This is a genomic window from Streptococcus sp. 27098_8_134 (genome assembly GCF_041431675.1).
GTDB lineage: Bacteria > Bacillota > Bacilli > Lactobacillales > Streptococcaceae > Streptococcus > Streptococcus sanguinis_R.
Window position 1 is genome coordinate 59,341 of sequence record NZ_JAPVYD010000006.1, and the last position, 17,815, is coordinate 77,155.

Sequence of the window (17,815 nt, forward strand, 5' to 3'; positions counted from 1 at the left end):
GGACTAAAAATATCAACTTCCACCAAATATGATTTCACTGCGAGTTTTTAACCTACTTCTTATCTTATTTCTTAATTTCTTCCATGATATAAGCTTCGATCGTGTCATCTACTTGGATGTCATTGTAGCCATCAATCATGAGTCCACCTTCACGGCCGTTGGTAACTTCCTTAACATCATCCTTGAAGTGCTTGAGGCTGGCAAGTTCCCCATCGTAAATCACGACGCCGTCACGGATAACACGAACCTTGGAATCACGGGTAACTTTACCGTTGATAACCATAAATCCACCGATAGTACCAACCTTGGAAACCTTGAAGGTCTCGCGGATAAGAGCTTCCCCGATGATTTTTTCTTCGTATTCTGGGTCCAGCATTCCCTTCATGGCATCTTCCATTTCTTCGATAACCTTGTAGATAATGCTGTGGAGACGGATTTCGACATCATCAGCTTCTGCCTGTTGGCGAGCCTGAGATGTTGGACGAACGTTAAATCCGATGATGAAAGCATTTGAAGCTTCCGCCAGTGTCACGTCAGATTCATTGATAGCACCAACCGCTGAGTGGACGATGGTAATCTTAACGCCTTCCACTTCAATCTTCTGTAGGGAAGCAGACAGGGCTTCTACAGAACCTTGCACATCAGCCTTGATGATAACATTGACAGACTTAACTTCACCAGCTTTGAGGGTATCAAAGAGATTTTCCAGACTAACGCGATGAGTAGCTTGACGCTGCTTGAGAAGAGCACGTTTGGCACGTTCTTCACCAGCTGCACGCGCAGCTTTTTCATCTTCATAAACCGCAAAGTGGTCACCAGCCATCGGAGTTTCATTGAGACCAGTGATAGAAACCGGTGTAGATGGTCCTGCCACCTTAACACGACGGCCCAAGTCATTGGTCATAGCCCGAACCCGACCGAAAGTATTACCAACAACGATTGGATCCTGCACATTCAGAGTTCCCTGCTGAACCAGAAGGGTTGCGACAGCACCTTTTCCTTTATCCAGACGGGCTTCAATGACTGTACCAATCGCTCGAACAGTAGGATCTGCCTTGAGCTCTTGAATTTCAGCCACCAAGAGGACTGTTTCTAGCAAGCTGTCGATATTTTGATTGAATTTCGCTGAGATTTCAACAAATTCAGAATCTCCGCCCCAAGCTGTTGACATGACACCATGCTCAGCCAATTCACCAATCACGCGCTCAGGATTCGCTCCTGGCTTATCAATCTTGTTGATGGCTACGATGATTGGGACATCAGCCGCTTTAGAGTGGTTGATAGCTTCGATGGTTTGCGGCATAACACCGTCATCAGCCGCTACGACCAGGATAGTGATATCCGTAACAGAGGCACCGCGGGCCCGCATAGAAGTAAAGGCCGCGTGTCCAGGCGTATCCAAGAAAGTAATCTTCTTGCCGCTTTCCTCAATCTGGTAAGCACCGATGTGTTGAGTAATACCACCTGCTTCACCTGTAGCTACGCGAGAGTTACGCAGGGTATCCAAGAGGGTTGTTTTACCATGGTCAACGTGTCCCATGATGGTGACAACTGGCGGACGCTCTACCAAGGCATCTTGGTTGATATAACCTTCTTCTACGAAGAAGCGCTCAATGTCAGCTGTGTCAACTTCCACCTTCTTCTTAGCTTCGATACCGTAGTCCACCATAAGGAGTTCAATAGTATCGCCGTCAAGAGATTGGTTTTGCGTTGCCATCACGCCCATCATAAAGAGTTTCTTGACAATTTCAGCTGGTTCGCGCTTGATCCGTTTTGCAATTTCTGCAACGGTCATTCCGTCTGTATATTCAAATTCAGTTGGCAACTCATGGAACTTACGTTCTGTAACAGGTTTTGGTGCCTGATTATTGTTGCCCTTTCCTTTTTTATTTTTCTTGTTTTTATTCCAATTACTATTTCTTTGATTTCTCACTTGATTTTGACTGCTTCGATTCTTTTGTTGTTTTCTTGGACCTTCTTCTTCGCGATCAAAATCATCGCGCTTCTTATCTGGTCGAGCTTGCTTCTTACGACGCGTATCCACGGCGGCTGGAGCTGGGCTTGGATTCGCTGCTGGTGCAGATGGAGCTGGTGCAGGCTGAACTGGTGCACTTGCTTCTGCCTTAGGCTGCTCCTTGCGGCGATTTTGCCGTTCCAACACTTCTTTAGCTTCTTGTGCTTGCTTAAAGCGTTCCTCGCTGGAGCGAGCGTATTCAGCATTCTGCTCTGCTTTCAAAGCTGCTGCTCGGGCCTTAAAGTCAATCTTTGGTCCTTGAGGCTGTTGGCGGTTTTGACCGTTAAATCCTTGATGATTCTGACCATTGCGGCGGCCATCTTGACCACGATTATCGCGACGGTCATTTGGACGATTGCCCCTATCTCGGTCGTTGCGGTTTCCGCGATTCTTATTTCGATTATCACGGTCCTCACGCTTGCCTTGCTCTTTATTTTGTGGTTTGCGGTTGCCTTGCTGCTTCCGACGCTCTGCCTCTTCCTTGGCTCTCGCTTCACGTTCTGCCTTAAAGTTCCGGCTTTGCGGGCGCTTGACTGGCGCTACCGTTTCTGCTTTCGCTTCTGGCTGAGCTGCTGCTTTTGCTTCTGTCTGTTCTGCCTTGACTGGTGCCGCCTCTTTGGCAGGAGTTTTTTTCGGTGATGGTTGGGCTGCTACAGGCTTTTCTGCAGCAGCTTGAGGTGCGGCTGCTTTTGTAAAGCTGGATTTGATTCGCTCACCAGCGTCAGCTTCTACGCTGGATGAATGACTTTTGACATCCAGTCCCAGCTCCTTCGCACGAGCCACTACCTCCTTGCTTTCTTTTCCCAGTTCTTTGGCGATTTCATACAATCTTACTTTAGACAAATCTTGTCCTCCTCTTCTATTACATAAGAGACCTCATTTTCTTTGTAAAACCAGCATCTGTCACGGCGAGCACTTTTCTGGCCTTGCCAATGGCAGAGCTTAATTCCAGTGTTGAAAACACGGTTGATACTTCTACTTGGTAGTAACGACTTTTATCAGTGATTTTCTTGCTGAGATTAGGAGCTGCATCCTGGGCCAAAAAGACCAGATGTGCTTTTCCCTCCTGGATAGCCTTGACGGTCAGCTCCTCACCAGAAATGATGCGGCCAGCCCGCTGAGCCAGTCCCAGCAAATTTGCAAGTTTCTCTTTATTCAAGACCTAACTCTCTTCTTTTGACCTTATGATCGACATAAGCGATTAACTCATCATAGAAAGCCTCGTCCACTTCCATACTAAAGCTGCGGTTAAAAACCCGCTTCTTCTTAGCTTGAAGGGCTTCTTGATTGTCCAGCTTGATATAAGCTCCACGGCCATTGGCCTTTCCTGTCGGATCGATAAAGACTTGACCTTCCTTGTTCTTGACAATCCGCAGCAAATCACGCTTGTCAATCACTTCGTTGGACACCACTGATTTTCTTAAAGGGATTTTTCTTGTTTTTACCATTCCAGCCCCCTTAATCTAGTTCTTCAGCTTCGCTTTCTAAACCAGCTGTTTCTAGTACAGTTTCCTCTGCTACTGCGTCAAAGTCTGTTGCTTCTGCTGCTGAAACTTCTGTCTCTAGGACATCTGCATCCGCAAGAATTTCTTCTGCTTCCTGAGCAAATCCACCCAGTTCATTGGCTGCTTCCATTTCTTCAAACTCTGTGGCAGACTTGATATCGATTCTAAAGCCTGTCAAATGAGCTGCCAAGCGTACGTTCTGTCCACGACGGCCAATAGCCAGAGAAAGCTTGTTGTCTGGTACGACAACCAAGGCCCGCTTGTTATCTTCTTCGTTAAAGATAACTTGGTCAACCTCGGCAGGAGCAATAGCATTGTAGATAAATTCAGCTGGATCTGCTACCCACTCGATGACGTCGATATTTTCTTCAGTCGGCACCATACGGCCACTCTTTGGATCGTATTTGGCAGGATGGAACTTGCTCGTAATTTTCTTGATATTGGCTCCACCGCGTCCAACGATTGTACCGATGGCATCCACATTAGGGTTGTGGCTGCGAACCGCTACCTTGGTCCGATCGCCTGCTTCCCGTGACACGCTCATGATTTCCACAGTTCCGTCATAGACTTCAGGGATTTCCTGCTCCATCAAGCGCTTGATCATTTCTGGATGGCTGCGGCTGACAAAGACATTGACACCGCGAGGATTATCTTCTACCTTGTAGACAAAGACTTCGATGCGGTCATGAGAGGCAAAGACCTCACCAGGGATCTGGTCTTGCTTCGATAATTGTGCTTCAATGCTACCAAGATTGACATAGATAAAGCGATTGTCAAAACGCTCCACCGTTCCTGACATGATTTCATTTTCATGCTCTTTATAGGTATTGTAGGTGATTGCTCGGGTCTGCTTGCGCATCTTTTCCATGATGGTTTGCTTAGCAGACTGAGCAGCGACTCGGCCAAATTCAGCTGGCGCTTCTTCAAACTTAATCTTATCTCCCAACTCATAGGCTGAACTGATAGCCAAGGCATCTTTGAGACTGATTTCCAAACGGCTGTCAAAGACCTCGTCCACGACTTCGCGAACAGTATAGACACGGAAATCTCCTGACTTTTCGTCAAACTCAATGGCCGCGCTATCTGCCTGACCATAGCGACGACGATAGGCTGAGCGGAGTGACTCAGTTACTGCGTCAATGATATCTTCTTTCTTGATTCCTTTGTCTTCTTCCAAAATGCGGAAGGCCTCTAGCATTTCTTTACTCATTTTCATGTGACTTTTGCCGAAACAAAAGTGTTCCTTTCTTTTCTATATTGCTTCTGCGGCTAAAACTTAACGGCTAATCTGGCTTTGGAAACCAGACTGTAGGGAATTTCGACTTCTTTTCTGCGAGTCTTGTCCAGATATTCCATGTGCAGAACATCCTCTTCAAAGCTCAGCAAGGTGCCTTCAAAGACTTTCTGCTTGTCAACAGCCTTATAGAGACTGACATGGATATAACTGCCGACTGCATCGGATAGCTGTTCCTTGGTCTTGAGCGGACGCTCCAAGCCCGGACTGGTCACTTCCAGAAAATACTGTTCTGGGAAGGGATCTGGTTTGATTTGATCCAAGAGCGGACTGATAATATCCGTCAAATCCGCTGTATCATTGACCGTAATGCCCTCAGGCTTATCTACAAAGACACTGAGAACGTAGTCCCCGCCCATCTTTCCGTACTCAATATCGACTAATTCATAGGGGGCCAGAATGGCTGGTTCAATAACCTCCCTCACCAATTCAACAATCGTTGCGATATGACGACACCTCCTCACAGATAAGAGGCGAAGATACTTCCTCGCCTCTCTTTCCTTATTCATTATTAGTATTATAGCACGACAAGTCCCAGAATGCAAGGGAAATATGCTGTACAAGCTTTTAAAGACGGAATCCCACTTAAAACGATCTTATTTTTAAGCAAAATTCTTTCCTAATAATAAAGTCTTCAAGGAGTATTTCCTAGAAGACTCTTTCTTATTCAAACGCTGCTTCCACCCGATAGATGACTTGTCCCTTGTTAGCAAATTTCTGCTCATACTCAGTCAGGACATTGTCTTCAAAGTCGCTGGCATGCAAGTCTAACCACACGCCCTTTAACTTCATACCATACTGCGAAAAGCTTACTAAGCTATACTCAAAAAGACCACGATTGTCCGTTTTGAAGTGGATTTCTCCATTTTCTGGCAGAATCTGCTGATAGGTCGCCAGAAAGGACTGATAGGTCAGACGGCGCTTTTCATGACGTTTCTTGGGCCAAGGATCCGAGAAGTTCAGATAGAGGCGGTCAATCTCGCCCTCTTCAAAATAATCAGTCAGATCCGAACCGTCCACCCATAGAAGCTTGATATTGGGCACATCCGTTGCTAGCACCTTGTCCAAGGCATAGCTGAGAACCGATTTCTGAATATCAATCCCAATGTAGTTGATATTCGGATTGGCCTTGGCCATACCGGACACAAAGGCTCCTTTGCCGCTGCCAACCTCTACATGAATGGGGTGATCATTGCCAAAAATCTCCTGCCATCTGCCCTTGGCGTCTGCCGGATTCAAAATAACATACTGGGGATGCGCCTCCAGCAGTTCCGTCGCTCCCTTACGATTCCTTACTCTCATTGTCCTCTTCCGTATTTAGAACGGAAGTTTCGTAATGCGTAAATCTCCCGGTTCACATTTTCTAAATCATTGTTTTCATAGTATTTGGCAATCTGCATCAGATAAGAATACTGACCAAACCAGTATAGCTTATTGAAAACAGTCTGATTATACTTATAGCCATATGCGCTCAGCCACTCTTGCCAACCTGAATCAGGCACATAATGGCTCAAAATATGTGCTACATCCATCATCCTGTCTGTCAGGCGCACAGAATCCCAATCCACCAAGTAAATAAGCCCGCTGTCGGTCTCTACACAGTTACTGTGGCGCACATCTCCGTGAACGATGGTCGCATAATCCTCACGAAAGGCCGGCACAGTCTGTCGCAGGTCGCGGATAACTGATTGCAGATATTGATTATTCCTCAAAGCAAGCGGCACTTGATTGAGCCAAGCATTCAGCAAATCAGTCGGCGTTTCCAGTGTATAGCCCAGCTTGGTCAGCTGCGTCATCAACGGGCGCGAGCGATGCAGCCGAGTCAAAATATTGATTACTTGCTTTTTGGACATATCATTTGGGGTCAGAATAGTGCCTGAAAGCCATTCCTGCCCGCTCATTACGTTTCCGTCCGGCATCCGGCGGCTCCACAAAAGCTGCGGTGCGATTTGTTCTCGAGCTAAGCCTGCTAAGATAGGGGTTGTATTCATCTTGACGAAAACGCGCCCCCCGTCCGGATAAGTCCCCATATAGGCCTTTCCGCTCTTACCAGCTATCGGTGTCAGGGTCAGCTCGTTATCAACCAAGTCCATGTTTCCCCTCCGTAAAAAGTTTCTTTATCATTTTACTAGTTTTACCTCTTTTAGTCAACCAATCTCCGTAACTTGAACGGCAGATAGAACAGATAGAGTAGGGCAGTTGCTCCCAGCACGGCCAGCACTGCTGTCTTGTCTTGGAAAAAGAGCAGAGCAGTCAGCACTTCACCCAAAAGGACACAGCTGCCAATAGATGTGATAATTTGTCTTGCTCCCTTCAGCTTTTCCCCTCTTTCTATCGGAAAAAGTTGGGTCAAAAACTGATAGTCAAAAGCTTCATACAAAGCCGTCAGCTGGAAGAGCAAGAGGTAATTGAACAAGACCGCAAAAGCCGCAGCAATCCAAGCTTGACTGACAAAAATCAAGGCCAAAAGAGCTAGAAAGAGTAGTCTTAAGGTTAGAGCAAAGAAGTCTCCATTTCGCAAGTAAGAGCGCAAAAAGAGATTCTGCCAGGTCTTGCTATGCTGCTTGCCCACAAGTCTCGTCAAACCATCCAGATAGGCCCTGCGCTTGACACTGTTTGAAATGCCTTTAACATTGGTAAAGAGAGCAAAGAAGCGCAGAATCGTCTGCTTTCGAGCAGCTTCATAAGCCACCAGAGCCTGCCAATCTAGGCCATTTTCAGTAAAGAATTTCTTGGCCTTAGCCTGAAACAAAAACCATTTCAAGACTAGCATAAAGAGGCAGTAGAGCCCGAAGCCCCAAATAGGCAATCCCAGAGCCAGAAAAAGCGGAGCTAACAGTAGCAATAGCCCAGTCTGTAAGACTGCGTACAAGAGATAGGAACGCAGAATCTGAGCCTTGATAAAAGTCCTGACTTCTGCTTCTCTGACCAAGAGAAAGAGAGCATCCGGCTTTTCCAGATAGGTCGCAATCCGTCCAAAAGGCAGGATAAAGACCGATAGAATAACCAGACTGGCAATAATGGGTAGGTGATTGGTCGGAAAATGCCGCAAAAGCTGACTGTACTGAACACCTAAAAATCCCATAAAAATCAGCAGAAAGAGCACGAAATGATCATTAAAAACATAACGCAGGTACTTCAGGCACTGCTGACGAAAATCCTGCTTTCGTTTAGCAAATAATTCTTTCATAGCGTCGCCTCTTCTGTCAGGGCCAGATAGATGTCATTCAGACTAGCATCCGGCATTTGAAATTGGGCCCGCAACTCAGTCAAGCTGCCCTTGGCCCGTACTTGACCCTTGTGCAAGATTACAAAACTATCGCACATCTTCTCGGCAGAGTCCAGAACATGGGTGCTCATCAGAATGGACTTGCCCTTCTTCTTTTCCTCATCCAAGAGCTGGATAAGGTCTGCAATAGCTACCGGATCCAGCCCCAGAAAAGGCTCATCTACGATAAAAAGGCTGGGATCAACTACAAAAGCACAGATAATCATCACTTTTTGCTTCATCCCTTTTGAAAAGTGAACAGGGAACCAATCCAGTTTTTCCTTGAGTCGGAACATTTCCAATAACTTATCCACGCGCTTAAAAGCTGTTTCCTGCTCAATGTCGTATGCCATAGCTACCGTTTCAATGTGCTCGCGCAGGGTTAATTCTTCATAGAGACTAGGCGTTTCCGGAATAAAACCGATCTTCTTGCGGTAATCGTTGGGATTGGTCCGCAGCTCCAGTCCATCAATCTGAATCTGCCCCTTATAAGGGGTCAGAAGACCGATAATCTCATTGATAGTCGTGGACTTGCCTGCACCGTTGAGACCAATCAGACCAACCAGCTGCCCATTGCCCACTTCAAAGCTGACATCCTTTAAAACCGGGATATTAACATAGCCGCCCGTAAGCTCTTTGATTTCTAACATATTTTCTCCGAATTCTGGTATAATGGTTCTTATATTATAACAAAATCTAGCGAATAGAGGTACCATTTATGGCTGATTGTATTTTTTGTAAAATTATTGCCGGAGAAATACCTTCTTCAAAAGTCTATGAAGACGAGAAGGTCCTTGCTTTTCTGGATATTTCCCAGGTAACACCAGGTCATACCTTAGTTGTCCCTAAAGAGCATTTCCGAAATGTGCTGGATATGGATGCCGACAACACCAGTCAGCTCTTTGCTCGCGTACCTGACATTGCCCGTAAGGTGATGAAAGCCACAGGTGCAGCTGGTATGAATATCATCAACAACAACGAAGAAATTGCTGGACAGACTGTCTTTCATACCCATGTGCATTTGGCACCGCGCTATAGTGATGCAGATGACCTCAAGATTACTTTCGCAGCCCACGAACCAGACTTTCCGGCTCTGGCTGAATTAGCTGAGAAGATTGCACAAGCTTAAGGAGGGACTATGAAACTTTCAAATATTTTCCTATTTATCGGTGCCGCAGCAGCCAGCTACAAACTGGTTGAAAACCGACAAAAAATTCAAGAAGAAATCATTGAAACAACAGATAGTCTAGACAAAGTAAAGGACAGTCTAGCAAATATTCAACGAAATATTGCCATCATTCAAGAGCAAAAAGAGCAAGTCAAAGACATCGCTCAAGATCTTACTTATAAATATAAAGTCCTTGAAAACCAAGCTCAAGTGCAGATCCAGCAAGTCAAAGACATCTGGGAAAAGTACGAGTCGTGATAGAGTAAAGATGGATGATAGGGAACAAAAATTCCAATCAGCCATCGCGTTAAGGGCTTCCTGCCATAACCAAAAGAGACCGAGACATTTTGTCCCGGCCTCTTTTTATATTTAACCTTTTTACTCTGTAGTCGCATTGACTACTGGCTGACTTTGTGGGGTGCTGACACTGACATCTGCAGCTGGGGCAGAGGAAGCCGCTGGAGCAACCGGAGTCGTATTCGTAGTTCCAACTGTTGTATCTGTCGTCGGATAAGAGTAATTCTCATAACCATTATTATAAGTAGGCTGACTATAAGAATTCTGGTAACTGCTATAGCTTTCTGTGCTACTAGATGTACTACTGCTATTGCTGCTTCTTAGACTGTTGCCACCCATAATATCTTCATAGAGAACAGCATTGGTCTTCAGACTCTTAACTGTTTCCAAGCCCAGAGACTTGCGGATTAGATTCTGCATGCTCAGCAAATGCTCTGACGTCACCAGCTGATAGCTTCCACCATCAGGCAAGGTCGCATCTTCTCCACGTAGCTGCTCAGACTTAATGTTCTTAAAGGCATCCTGATAGCCTAGCAGTTGAGGAATGCTTTTTGAATCAAGCGCGATATTGGTCTGCATGTTGCTGCTGACAGCTTTTAAAATAGCCTGATAATGGCTGACACTGTTGAGACTGAGAACTTTTTCAACCACTTTCTTAATTACTTCACGTTGACGCTTTTGGCGGCCATAGTCACCCTCTGGATCCTGATAGCGCATGCGAGCATAGACCAGCGCCTGATCACCATTGATGGTTTGCTTGCCAGGTTCCACCTTAGCAGTATACTCAGGCTCATTATCCTCAATAGAAATTGGGAAGTCAAAGGTATTATTGACCTCAATACCGCCTACTGCGTCTACTAGTTGAACCAAGCCCTGCATATTGATCATCACATAGCGGTCGATGTGGATATTCATCAAGCCCTCAATAGTCGAAATGGCTAACTCTGCTCCGCCTGTCGCATAGGCAGCATTCAGCTTGGCTTCAACTGTTTGACCATTTTCATCAATCTGAGTCAGAATATCACGTTCCAAACTCATCATGACTGTTTTCTTAGTCTTTGGATTGACGCTCAGGAGAATCATGGTATCGCTGTTCCCGACCCAAGTATCCTCGCGGGATCCGCTCCCTGTATCTACACCCATCAGTAAGATAGTCATGGGCTTAGTCGCAGAAATAACATCTGTCTCATTTCCCAACCCCTTATAAGTCTTGGACAGTTCATCTGTTGACTGACCATAGATCGTCCAAGCATAAGTACCGATACCAGCTGTCGTTACGACAAGGAGACTGAGAAACATCATTATAATCTTTTTAAACATATCTTTTTTAGTCTATCAGTTTACCCATCAGGTAAACATCAAGAAATTTCCCTTCTTTTAAATAGGCTCCTCTTCTTTGTAAGCCTTCAATTTCAAATCCTAAATCTTTATAGAGATGAACTGCTCGTTCATTTCTAACCTGAACACTCAATTCCAAACGTCTAATAACTTGAGAATCTTCTGCCCAAGTCAGTGCCTCTTCCAGCAATATGCGTCCCAGTCCTTGGTTCCAGAAAGCCTTCTTCACCACAACAAAGACTTGACCAATATGGCGAATTCGCTCATGGAAATCGGCTGTGATGCAGACAAGGCCAGCAATCTGACCATTTAAAAACGCCAACAGATAAAGCTGATTACTAGAAGCAGCCTGATGCTCAATGAATGAAGCCATCTCATCTTTATTCATCAAGATTCCAGCCTCATCAAGCGTCATATAATCTGACTCAGACCCGACCTGATTGAGGAAGGCAATCAGCTCAGCTGCATCTGTTTTTTCCGCTTCACGCAAGCACAATTCATATTCAGTCATTCTGCAGTCCCTCAAGTAGCTCTTGGGCTCGCTTTCCTTGGGCTTCAAAAACCAATTCACGCCCGTCTTCCTTTTTCAAGAGGCTTAATTTGAGATAGTCTTCAGGCAGATTTTCTCCCAGCAGCTCCCCCCATTCAATGACCGTCACACCCTCCCCGAAGAGAAAGTCATCCAAATCAATGGAATCTGGATCGTCTCCGATGCGGTAGACATCCAGATGATAGAGCGGCAAGCGCCCCTCGTATTCCCGAACAATGGTATAGGTTGGACTTTTAATCATCTGACTGATGCCTAAACCTAGAGCCAGACCCTTAGTAAAGGTTGTCTTCCCTGCTCCTAAATCTCCCGTTAAAACCAGTACATCCCCTGCCCGAAGCAATTTGCCCAGACGCTGACCCCACTGGATTAATTCTTCCTCATTATGACTAAACATTCTCTTATTATACCAGAAAAAATTTTTTTCTGCTTAATTTTGCAAAAGAAAAATCAGCTACTAAAAGCCGATTTTTTATACTGAAAATATAGCCTATTTCTATATAAAGGGTACTAAACTCAAGGAAATCCAGCAATGTTTAGACCTAATTTAAAGCCAGATTAACGAAATTCAAAATAAAGAGAAGATCCAAAATCCAAATCATAGAATGTACATCCTTGGCTTGACCTTTGAAGATTTTGACCAAAGTGTAGGTGATAAACCCAGCTGCTATCCCGTGAGTGATAGAATAGGCAAATCCCATAAAAATAGAAGTAAAGAAAGCTGGAATAGCCTCCGCCATATCATCCCAATGGATATTTTTCAGACTAGCCAGCATCATAATCCCCACGATAATGAGAATCGGTGCAGTTGCAGCATTAGGAACAATAGCCAAGAGTGGGCTAAAGAAGCTTGACACCGCAAAGCAGATGGCTACGACCAAGGCGGTCAGACCTGTTCGGCCTCCAGCTCCGATACCAGCTGCAGACTCCACATAAGTCGTCACGTTAGAGGTTCCAGCAATGGCGCCAATAGAAGTTCCGATGAGATCCGAGTAAAGCGCCTTATCCAAACCTTCTGATTCATGGTTTTCCCCAGAAGTCGCCACAATCCCGACCTTTTCGCCTGTACCGATTAAGGTACCAATGGTATCAAAAATATCTGTCAAGGAGAAAGCCAGAATGGCCATACATGTCTGAGGCCAGCGAGCCGAATCTGCTAAGAGGGCACCCAGACCTTTCGGACCTACTGCCACCCCAAAAATCTGCCCCAGTTCACTAACAGCAGTGCCAATGTTATTCTGCCCAAAGTCAATGGCTGACAAATCAACCAAGCCAACCAGAATAGCTACCACTGTCGTTACTAGGATGGATAGGATAACACCACCCTTGATATTTTTCACGATAAAGAAGATTGTGATGGCCAAACCGACCAGGGCTACTAGGACCGCTGGATTGTTAAAGTCTACCAGACCTGGAGTTGCTGCTGAATTAGCCGTAATAGCCGCTGCAGCCTTATCTGCTCCCTTGCCAGCTACTGTATAATTGCCCGGATCGATTGAAAACTTGAGCAAGCCGGCATTTTTAATACCTACATAAGCCAGAAATACTCCGATCCCAGCTGAAATAGCTGCGCGCAAGGAGCCAGGAATTGACTCGATGATCATCTTACGCACCTTGGTCAGAGTGATAATGAGCGAAATAATTCCGCAGATAAAGACCATAGCCAAGGCTTCCTGCCAAGTGTAGCCCAAGGCAAAGACGACCGTAAAAGTGAAAAAGGCATTCAACCCCATACCCGGCGCCTGCGCATAAGGCAGGTTGGCAAAGAAGGCCATCATCAAGGTGCCGGCAACAGCCCCGATAATCGTAGCTAGAAAAACACCCTGCTTAGGCATACCTGTCTGAGCCAACATAGCCGGATTGACAAATAAAATGTAGGACATGGCAAAGAAAGTCGTCAGACCAGCCAAAACTTCTGTCCGGACATCTGTCCCTTTTTCGGTCAGTTTGAAAAATTTATCCATTTTTCAATAAATCTCCTTTTGAGTAAAATTTCTAACATCTAGTTCAATAACAAATAAAAACATATTGAATTTCGTTTATTTGCGAACGATATTTTAAATTATAATAAAAAACATTCACTTTTTCAAGGTGAATGTCTCACTGTTCTTATTTTTTATTATCTCTCATCAGAAATACCAAACTCATAAACTGCAAAAAAGTAAAACCAAGAATGAAAGGCAGTCGATCAGGCTGCAAAGTTTGCAAGAGCTTCTGTAGAACCATCTGAGGATGAAGCAATAAATCCCAGCTATTGAGGCGATCATAACGTCCTATGTAGATAGCCAGACTGGACACAGCCGACAGAGCTGCCGTCAGCAACAAGTCCAAATACCAGTTAAGCTTCCAGCCTTCCTTGATGACATACCAGCTCTCCATCCCACAGAAAATCGCGAATAAAATACTGGAAACAAAAGCTAAAAAGAGCATGAAAACACTTGGCTTACTCAGAACATCTGCCACCCAAGTCATGTGAATCAAATCTGTAATCATATAGAAAGTGTTGGGGAAGAAAAGCAACCACAAGAGGAAAAGAAGAGGATAGATCCATTTCTGTTTCTTGAATAAAAGTGTCAAGACAGCTACATCATAGCTGATTAAGGCCAAGGTCATATTCCAAATGAGATAGGTCGGACCGCCATTTAGAGATTGGATATAGATAAAAAAGGCAATTATCAGAAAAAGAGCATGAATCATGATCGGTTTACGCATACGAAAAGCTCCTCCTTGGTGTGTCATAATTGTGACTGATTAGAGCACCATTATAACATAAGTCGTGTTATTTACACTGAATTCTGTTATAATAGTCTGTATTATCACTGAAAAGAGACTCACATGACAAAAAAAGTAATCGCTGTGGACTTGGACGGCACCTTGCTGGATTCTAACAGCAATCTGTCGGACTTCACTAAAGAAACTATCAAAAAAATTTCCCAAAAGGGCCACAAGGTCATTATCACAACAGGACGGCCCTACCGAATGGCTTTGAAATATTATAAAGAATTAGAGCTCAATACGCCCATGATCAACTTCAATGGCTCTTTGACTCACATTCCAGAAAAGAAATGGGACTTTGAAAAATCGCTGACGCTGGACAAGTCCTTTCTGCTGGATATGGTTAAGCGTAGGGATGAGATTGAAGCGGATTTCATTGCCGGCGAATACCGCAATAAGTTCTACATCACCAATCCCAATGAAGAAATTGCTGATCCCAAGCTATTTGGCATCGATGCTTTTAAGCCTGAAAATCAGTTTCAAGCCAACTTGGTAACGGAGAATCCTAACGCCATTCTCCTGCAGACGCGAGCAGCTGATAAATATGCTCTGGCAGAGGAAATGAATGCTTTTTACCAGCATGAACTTGCCATCAACTCTTGGGGCGGACCGCTCAACATTCTCGAGTGTGCTCCAAAAGGGGTCAATAAGGCCTTCGCCCTTCAATACCTGCTTAATGTTCTCAATGTAGATCGTAAAAATTTGATTGCCTTTGGCGATGAGCAAAATGATACTGAGATGCTGTCCTTTGCTGGCACCGGCTATGCCATGAAAAATGCCAATACTGACCTGCTGCCATACGCCGACCAGCAGTTGTCTTTGACTAACGACCAAGATGGCGTCGCCCACGAGCTAAACAAACTCTTTTTATAAAAGTAGACAATTAGGCAAACTCTGTTCGAGAGTTTGTCTTTTATTTTTTGTATTCTCTCGACCTCAATCATGCTCAAAAGCTTTAAAAATCGGAGCTTATCCGCAGTACCATAGTTTTAAAGGTTACTTTTACTTGAAATTGTAAGCGTTTGCCATTTGTTTGAGTTTGTGATATAATTAACATAATTGAAAACTAAATAACAGGAGGAAACTACTTATGAAAGCAGTTGTTGTAAATCCAGAAGGAACCAATGTCCAACTCATCGAAAATAAGGAACTTCGTCCTCTTGAAACAGGGGAAGCTCTCGTTGACATTGAATACTGCGGTGTCTGCCATACAGACCTTCACGTCGCGCATGGTGACTTTGGCAAGGTACCGGGCCGCGTTCTAGGACATGAAGGTATTGGTATTGTCAAAGAAATCGCTCCAGATGTAAAAAGCCTCAAAGTCGGAGACCGCGTCAGTGTCGCTTGGTTCTTTGAAGGCTGCGGCGCTTGTGAATACTGTACAACTGGCCGCGAAACCCTTTGCCGTACAGTAAAAAATGCTGGTTATTCTGTTGACGGTGGGATGGCAGAGCAATGTATCGTTACAGCCGACTATGCTGTCAAAGTTCCAGAAGGACTGGATCCTGCCCAAGCTTCTTCTATCACTTGTGCCGGTGTAACTACCTACAAGGCTATCAAAGAAGCCCAGCTGCAGCCAGGCCAATGGACAGTAATCTTTGGAGCAGGTGGTTTGGGTAACCTAGCGGTTCAATATGCCAAGAAAGTCTTTAATGCCCATGTAGTCGCTGTTGATATCAACAATGACAAGCTCGCTCTGGCCAAAGAAGTTGGTGCTGACATCGTCATCAACGGTCATGAAGTTGAAGATGTCGCTGCTCTTATCCAAGAAAAAACTGGCGGTGCTCATTCTGCCGTAGTAACAGCCGTTTCTAAAGTTGCCTTCAACCAAGCTGTTGACTCTGTTCGTGCTGGCGGTCGGGTAGTTGCCGTTGGATTACCATCTGAAATGATGGATCTCAGCATTGTCAAAACAGTTTTAGATGGCATTCAAGTCATCGGTTCCCTCGTTGGTACACGTAAGGACTTGGAAGAAGCCTTCCAGTTTGGTGCTGAAGGATTAGTGGTTCCTGTCGTTAAAAAACGCCCTGTTTCAGATGCAGTGGATGTCTTTGACGAAATGGAAGCGGGTACCATTCAGGGACGTATGGTCCTTGACTTCACACACTAATACTTTAAAGCATTTCAGTCCCAACATTTACCAAGCTCTTGGAAACATATGATGGGCAGACTTAATATTATTAGAAACTTTTGCCATTATAGATGGAGGCTAAAGACATAAGATGCGAATTCTTGTCTTTGGTCCTCCTCTTTCTTTTTTGATAAATAAACACTTTCTCAAACAAAATTCTCTTCTGTCATTTCAAAAGTCTCTTTCATATTATTTCAACGTTTTTTCATATATTAATCTGTTTTATTTTCTGTTTTCCTAATTTATTAAAACATTTCTATAGCTAAGGTTTGCTTATACCTATATTTATCAGGGTTCCAGCAAATACTGACATTTTTGAAAGAAAAAGTCGTTTTTAGGAACAAACGCTTGCATTTTTCATGAAAACGTTTTATAATAAACTTGCCTTAAAGTTTTCTTAAAACTTAAGTCAAACATTTTATAAGGAGGAATGTCAATAATGAGTATCGGAATCATTATTGCTAGCCACGGTGAATTTGCTGCTGGTATTCATCAATCAGGTTCTATGATTTTCGGTGAGCAGGAAAAAGTACAAGTTGTAACTTTCATGCCCAACGAAGGACCAGATGATCTCTATGCAAAGTTCAATGACGCTGTGGCTTCGTTTGATGCGGACGATGAAGTGTTGGTCTTGGCTGACCTTTGGAGTGGCTCTCCATTCAACCAAGCTAGCCGTGTCATGGGTGAAAATCCTGACCGCAAGTTCGCTATCATTACAGGCTTGAACCTGCCTATGCTGATTCAAGCTTATACAGAAAGGATGATGGATGCCAACGCCGGCGTTGAAGCTGTTGTTGCTAACATCATCAAAGAAGCTAAGGAAGGAGTCAAAGCTCTGCCTGAAGAGCTGAACCCTGCTGCTGAAGAAGCAAATGCTCCTGCTGCAGCTGCTCCAGTTGCCCAAGCAGCTATCCCTGAAGGGACTGTAATCGGCGACGGCAAGCTCAAAATCAACCTTGCCCGGATCGACACACGTTTGCTGCACGGTCAGGTAGCAACAGCTTGGACACCAGATTCAAAAGCAGATCGTATTATCGTTGCCTCTGACTCAGTAGCTCAAGATGAACTTCGTAAAGAATTGATCAAGCAAGCTGCACCAGGTAATGTCAAAGCCAATGTTGTCCCAATCGACAAATTGATTGCCGTTTCAAAAGACCCTCGCTTTGGCAACACACATGCCTTGATTCTGTTTGAAACTCCTCAAGACGCCCTTCGTGCTGTTGAAGGCGGTGTGCCAATCAAGACCCTTAATGTTGGTTCCATGGCTCACTCAACTGGTAAAACGATGGTCAACAACGTACTGTCAATGGACAAGGAAGACGTTGCCACTTATGAAAAACTGCGCGACCTTGGCGTTGAATTCGACGTACGTAAAGTACCAAATGACTCTAAAAAAGATTTGTTTGATTTGATTAAGAAAGCCAACGTGCAGTAGAATCAAACGTTTTGCTTTTATTAATTTACGAAAGGATTTAGAA

The 17,815-nt window shown here is 44.6% G+C and carries 19 protein-coding genes; 5 read left to right on the forward strand and 14 right to left on the reverse strand.

The features are described 5' to 3' along the window. Window positions 1-64: 64 nt before the first annotated feature. The 9 genes from infB to O3620_RS11585 all read right to left on the reverse strand — a co-directional run bounded on the left by infB (window position 65) and on the right by O3620_RS11585 (window position 8,731). Complete coding sequence (gene infB / locus O3620_RS11545; protein WP_002920084.1) at window positions 65-2,857, reverse strand: translation initiation factor IF-2; 2,793 nt, start codon at window positions 2,855-2,857, stop codon at window positions 65-67. A 19-nt stretch (window positions 2,858-2,876) separates the two neighbouring features. Beyond that, window positions 2,877-3,173: a YlxQ-related RNA-binding protein gene (locus O3620_RS11550; protein WP_002893557.1), complete on the reverse strand. Its 297-nt coding sequence runs from the start codon at window positions 3,171-3,173 to the stop codon at window positions 2,877-2,879. Next, window positions 3,166-3,462: an RNase P modulator RnpM gene (rnpM, locus tag O3620_RS11555; protein WP_315686709.1), complete on the reverse strand. Its 297-nt coding sequence runs from the start codon at window positions 3,460-3,462 to the stop codon at window positions 3,166-3,168. The genes O3620_RS11550 and rnpM overlap by 8 nt, the downstream gene beginning before the upstream one ends. Window positions 3,463-3,472: 10 nt before the next feature. After that, a complete protein-coding gene (nusA, locus tag O3620_RS11560) occupies window positions 3,473-4,729 on the reverse strand; it encodes a transcription termination factor NusA (protein WP_315686711.1) in 1,257 nt (418 codons plus the stop codon). A gap of 59 nt (window positions 4,730-4,788) precedes the next feature. Beyond that, window positions 4,789-5,277 carry a ribosome maturation factor RimP gene (gene rimP / locus O3620_RS11565; RefSeq protein WP_032912391.1) on the reverse strand — a complete coding sequence of 163 codons (489 nt, stop codon included), beginning with the start codon at window positions 5,275-5,277 and terminating at the stop codon, window positions 4,789-4,791. 199 nt (window positions 5,278-5,476) lie between these two features. After that, the gene (gene trmB / locus O3620_RS11570; RefSeq protein ID WP_002920086.1) at window positions 5,477-6,115 is read right to left on the reverse strand and encodes a tRNA (guanosine(46)-N7)-methyltransferase TrmB; all 639 of its coding nucleotides are present in this window, start codon (window positions 6,113-6,115) and stop codon (window positions 5,477-5,479) included. After that, the gene (gene ccrZ / locus O3620_RS11575; protein ID WP_371601758.1) at window positions 6,112-6,906 is read right to left on the reverse strand and encodes a cell cycle regulator CcrZ; all 795 of its coding nucleotides are present in this window, start codon (window positions 6,904-6,906) and stop codon (window positions 6,112-6,114) included. Before ccrZ ends, trmB begins: the two co-directional genes overlap by 4 nt. 50 nt (window positions 6,907-6,956) lie before the next feature. Then, complete coding sequence (locus tag O3620_RS11580) at window positions 6,957-8,003, reverse strand: ABC transporter permease (RefSeq protein WP_002920087.1); 1,047 nt, start codon at window positions 8,001-8,003, stop codon at window positions 6,957-6,959. After that, window positions 8,000-8,731, reverse strand: coding sequence for an ABC transporter ATP-binding protein (locus O3620_RS11585; RefSeq protein WP_032913044.1), 732 nt, complete (start codon window positions 8,729-8,731; stop codon window positions 8,000-8,002). The genes O3620_RS11580 and O3620_RS11585 overlap by 4 nt, the downstream gene beginning before the upstream one ends. 68 nt (window positions 8,732-8,799) lie before the next feature. Between O3620_RS11585 and O3620_RS11590 the strand changes: the two genes are divergently transcribed. Then, entirely contained in the window at window positions 8,800-9,210 is a 411-nt protein-coding gene (locus O3620_RS11590; RefSeq protein ID WP_002920089.1) for an HIT family protein, read from the forward strand. Between the two features lie 9 nt (window positions 9,211-9,219). Continuing rightward, complete coding sequence (locus O3620_RS11595; RefSeq protein ID WP_002896907.1) at window positions 9,220-9,507, forward strand: hypothetical protein; 288 nt, start codon at window positions 9,220-9,222, stop codon at window positions 9,505-9,507. Window positions 9,508-9,627: 120 nt separating this feature from the next. Here the strand turns inward: O3620_RS11595 and O3620_RS11600 are convergent, their stop codons facing one another. The 5 genes from O3620_RS11600 to O3620_RS11620 form a co-directional block, all read right to left on the reverse strand. After that, window positions 9,628-10,866, reverse strand: a complete 1,239-nt coding sequence (locus O3620_RS11600) for an LCP family protein (RefSeq protein WP_002920090.1) — start codon at window positions 10,864-10,866, stop codon at window positions 9,628-9,630. Window positions 10,867-10,873: 7 nt separating this feature from the next. Next, complete coding sequence (locus O3620_RS11605) at window positions 10,874-11,395, reverse strand: N-acetyltransferase family protein (RefSeq protein WP_371601759.1); 522 nt, start codon at window positions 11,393-11,395, stop codon at window positions 10,874-10,876. Continuing rightward, a complete protein-coding gene (gene tsaE, locus O3620_RS11610; protein WP_002908925.1) occupies window positions 11,388-11,828 on the reverse strand; it encodes a tRNA (adenosine(37)-N6)-threonylcarbamoyltransferase complex ATPase subunit type 1 TsaE in 441 nt (146 codons plus the stop codon). The genes O3620_RS11605 and tsaE overlap by 8 nt, the downstream gene beginning before the upstream one ends. 145 nt (window positions 11,829-11,973) lie before the next feature. After that, window positions 11,974-13,395 (reverse strand): NCS2 family permease, encoded by a 1,422-nt coding sequence (locus O3620_RS11615; protein ID WP_002908917.1) that lies wholly within the window; start codon window positions 13,393-13,395, stop codon window positions 11,974-11,976. 145 nt (window positions 13,396-13,540) lie between these two features. After that, complete coding sequence (locus tag O3620_RS11620; protein ID WP_083842606.1) at window positions 13,541-14,170, reverse strand: DUF1361 domain-containing protein; 630 nt, start codon at window positions 14,168-14,170, stop codon at window positions 13,541-13,543. Between the two features lie 96 nt (window positions 14,171-14,266). On the opposite strand from O3620_RS11620, the gene O3620_RS11625 reads away from it, so the two are divergent. The 3 genes from O3620_RS11625 (at window position 14,267) to O3620_RS11635 (ending at window position 17,772) form a co-directional block, all read left to right on the forward strand. Then, the gene (locus tag O3620_RS11625) at window positions 14,267-15,079 is read left to right on the forward strand and encodes a Cof-type HAD-IIB family hydrolase (RefSeq protein WP_002908111.1); all 813 of its coding nucleotides are present in this window, start codon (window positions 14,267-14,269) and stop codon (window positions 15,077-15,079) included. Window positions 15,080-15,296: 217 nt separating this feature from the next. Continuing rightward, on the forward strand, window positions 15,297-16,316 hold the full coding sequence (adhP, locus tag O3620_RS11630; protein WP_002916361.1) for an alcohol dehydrogenase AdhP: 1,020 nt from the start codon (window positions 15,297-15,299) through the stop codon (window positions 16,314-16,316). Window positions 16,317-16,776: 460 nt separating this feature from the next. Continuing rightward, window positions 16,777-17,772, forward strand: coding sequence for a PTS sugar transporter subunit IIB (locus tag O3620_RS11635; protein WP_002893577.1), 996 nt, complete (start codon window positions 16,777-16,779; stop codon window positions 17,770-17,772). Window positions 17,773-17,815: the final 43 nt, after the last annotated feature.

What these genes read in the sequence shown, in the direction of transcription:
- rnpM (WP_315686709.1), bottom strand. Translation starts at nt 3,462, where the DNA reads ATGGTAAAAACAAGAAAAATCCCTTTAAGAAAATCAGTGGTGTCCAAC.
- nusA (WP_315686711.1), bottom strand. Translation starts at nt 4,729, where the DNA reads ATGAGTAAAGAAATGCTAGAGGCCTTCCGCATTTTGGAAGAAGACAAA.
- trmB (WP_002920086.1), bottom strand. Translation starts at nt 6,115, where the DNA reads ATGAGAGTAAGGAATCGTAAGGGAGCGACGGAACTGCTGGAGGCGCAT.
- ccrZ (WP_371601758.1), bottom strand. Translation starts at nt 6,906, where the DNA reads ATGGACTTGGTTGATAACGAGCTGACCCTGACACCGATAGCTGGTAAG.
- O3620_RS11580 (WP_002920087.1), bottom strand. Translation starts at nt 8,003, where the DNA reads ATGAAAGAATTATTTGCTAAACGAAAGCAGGATTTTCGTCAGCAGTGC.
- O3620_RS11585 (WP_032913044.1), bottom strand. Translation starts at nt 8,731, where the DNA reads ATGTTAGAAATCAAAGAGCTTACGGGCGGCTATGTTAATATCCCGGTT.
- O3620_RS11590 (WP_002920089.1), top strand. Translation starts at nt 8,800, where the DNA reads ATGGCTGATTGTATTTTTTGTAAAATTATTGCCGGAGAAATACCTTCT.
- O3620_RS11595 (WP_002896907.1), top strand. Translation starts at nt 9,220, where the DNA reads ATGAAACTTTCAAATATTTTCCTATTTATCGGTGCCGCAGCAGCCAGC.
- O3620_RS11600 (WP_002920090.1), bottom strand. Translation starts at nt 10,866, where the DNA reads ATGTTTAAAAAGATTATAATGATGTTTCTCAGTCTCCTTGTCGTAACG.
- O3620_RS11605 (WP_371601759.1), bottom strand. Translation starts at nt 11,395, where the DNA reads ATGACTGAATATGAATTGTGCTTGCGTGAAGCGGAAAAAACAGATGCA.
- tsaE (WP_002908925.1), bottom strand. Translation starts at nt 11,828, where the DNA reads ATGTTTAGTCATAATGAGGAAGAATTAATCCAGTGGGGTCAGCGTCTG.
- O3620_RS11615 (WP_002908917.1), bottom strand. Translation starts at nt 13,395, where the DNA reads ATGGATAAATTTTTCAAACTGACCGAAAAAGGGACAGATGTCCGGACA.
- O3620_RS11620 (WP_083842606.1), bottom strand. Translation starts at nt 14,170, where the DNA reads ATGACACACCAAGGAGGAGCTTTTCGTATGCGTAAACCGATCATGATT.
- O3620_RS11625 (WP_002908111.1), top strand. Translation starts at nt 14,267, where the DNA reads ATGACAAAAAAAGTAATCGCTGTGGACTTGGACGGCACCTTGCTGGAT.
- adhP (WP_002916361.1), top strand. Translation starts at nt 15,297, where the DNA reads ATGAAAGCAGTTGTTGTAAATCCAGAAGGAACCAATGTCCAACTCATC.
- O3620_RS11635 (WP_002893577.1), top strand. Translation starts at nt 16,777, where the DNA reads ATGAGTATCGGAATCATTATTGCTAGCCACGGTGAATTTGCTGCTGGT.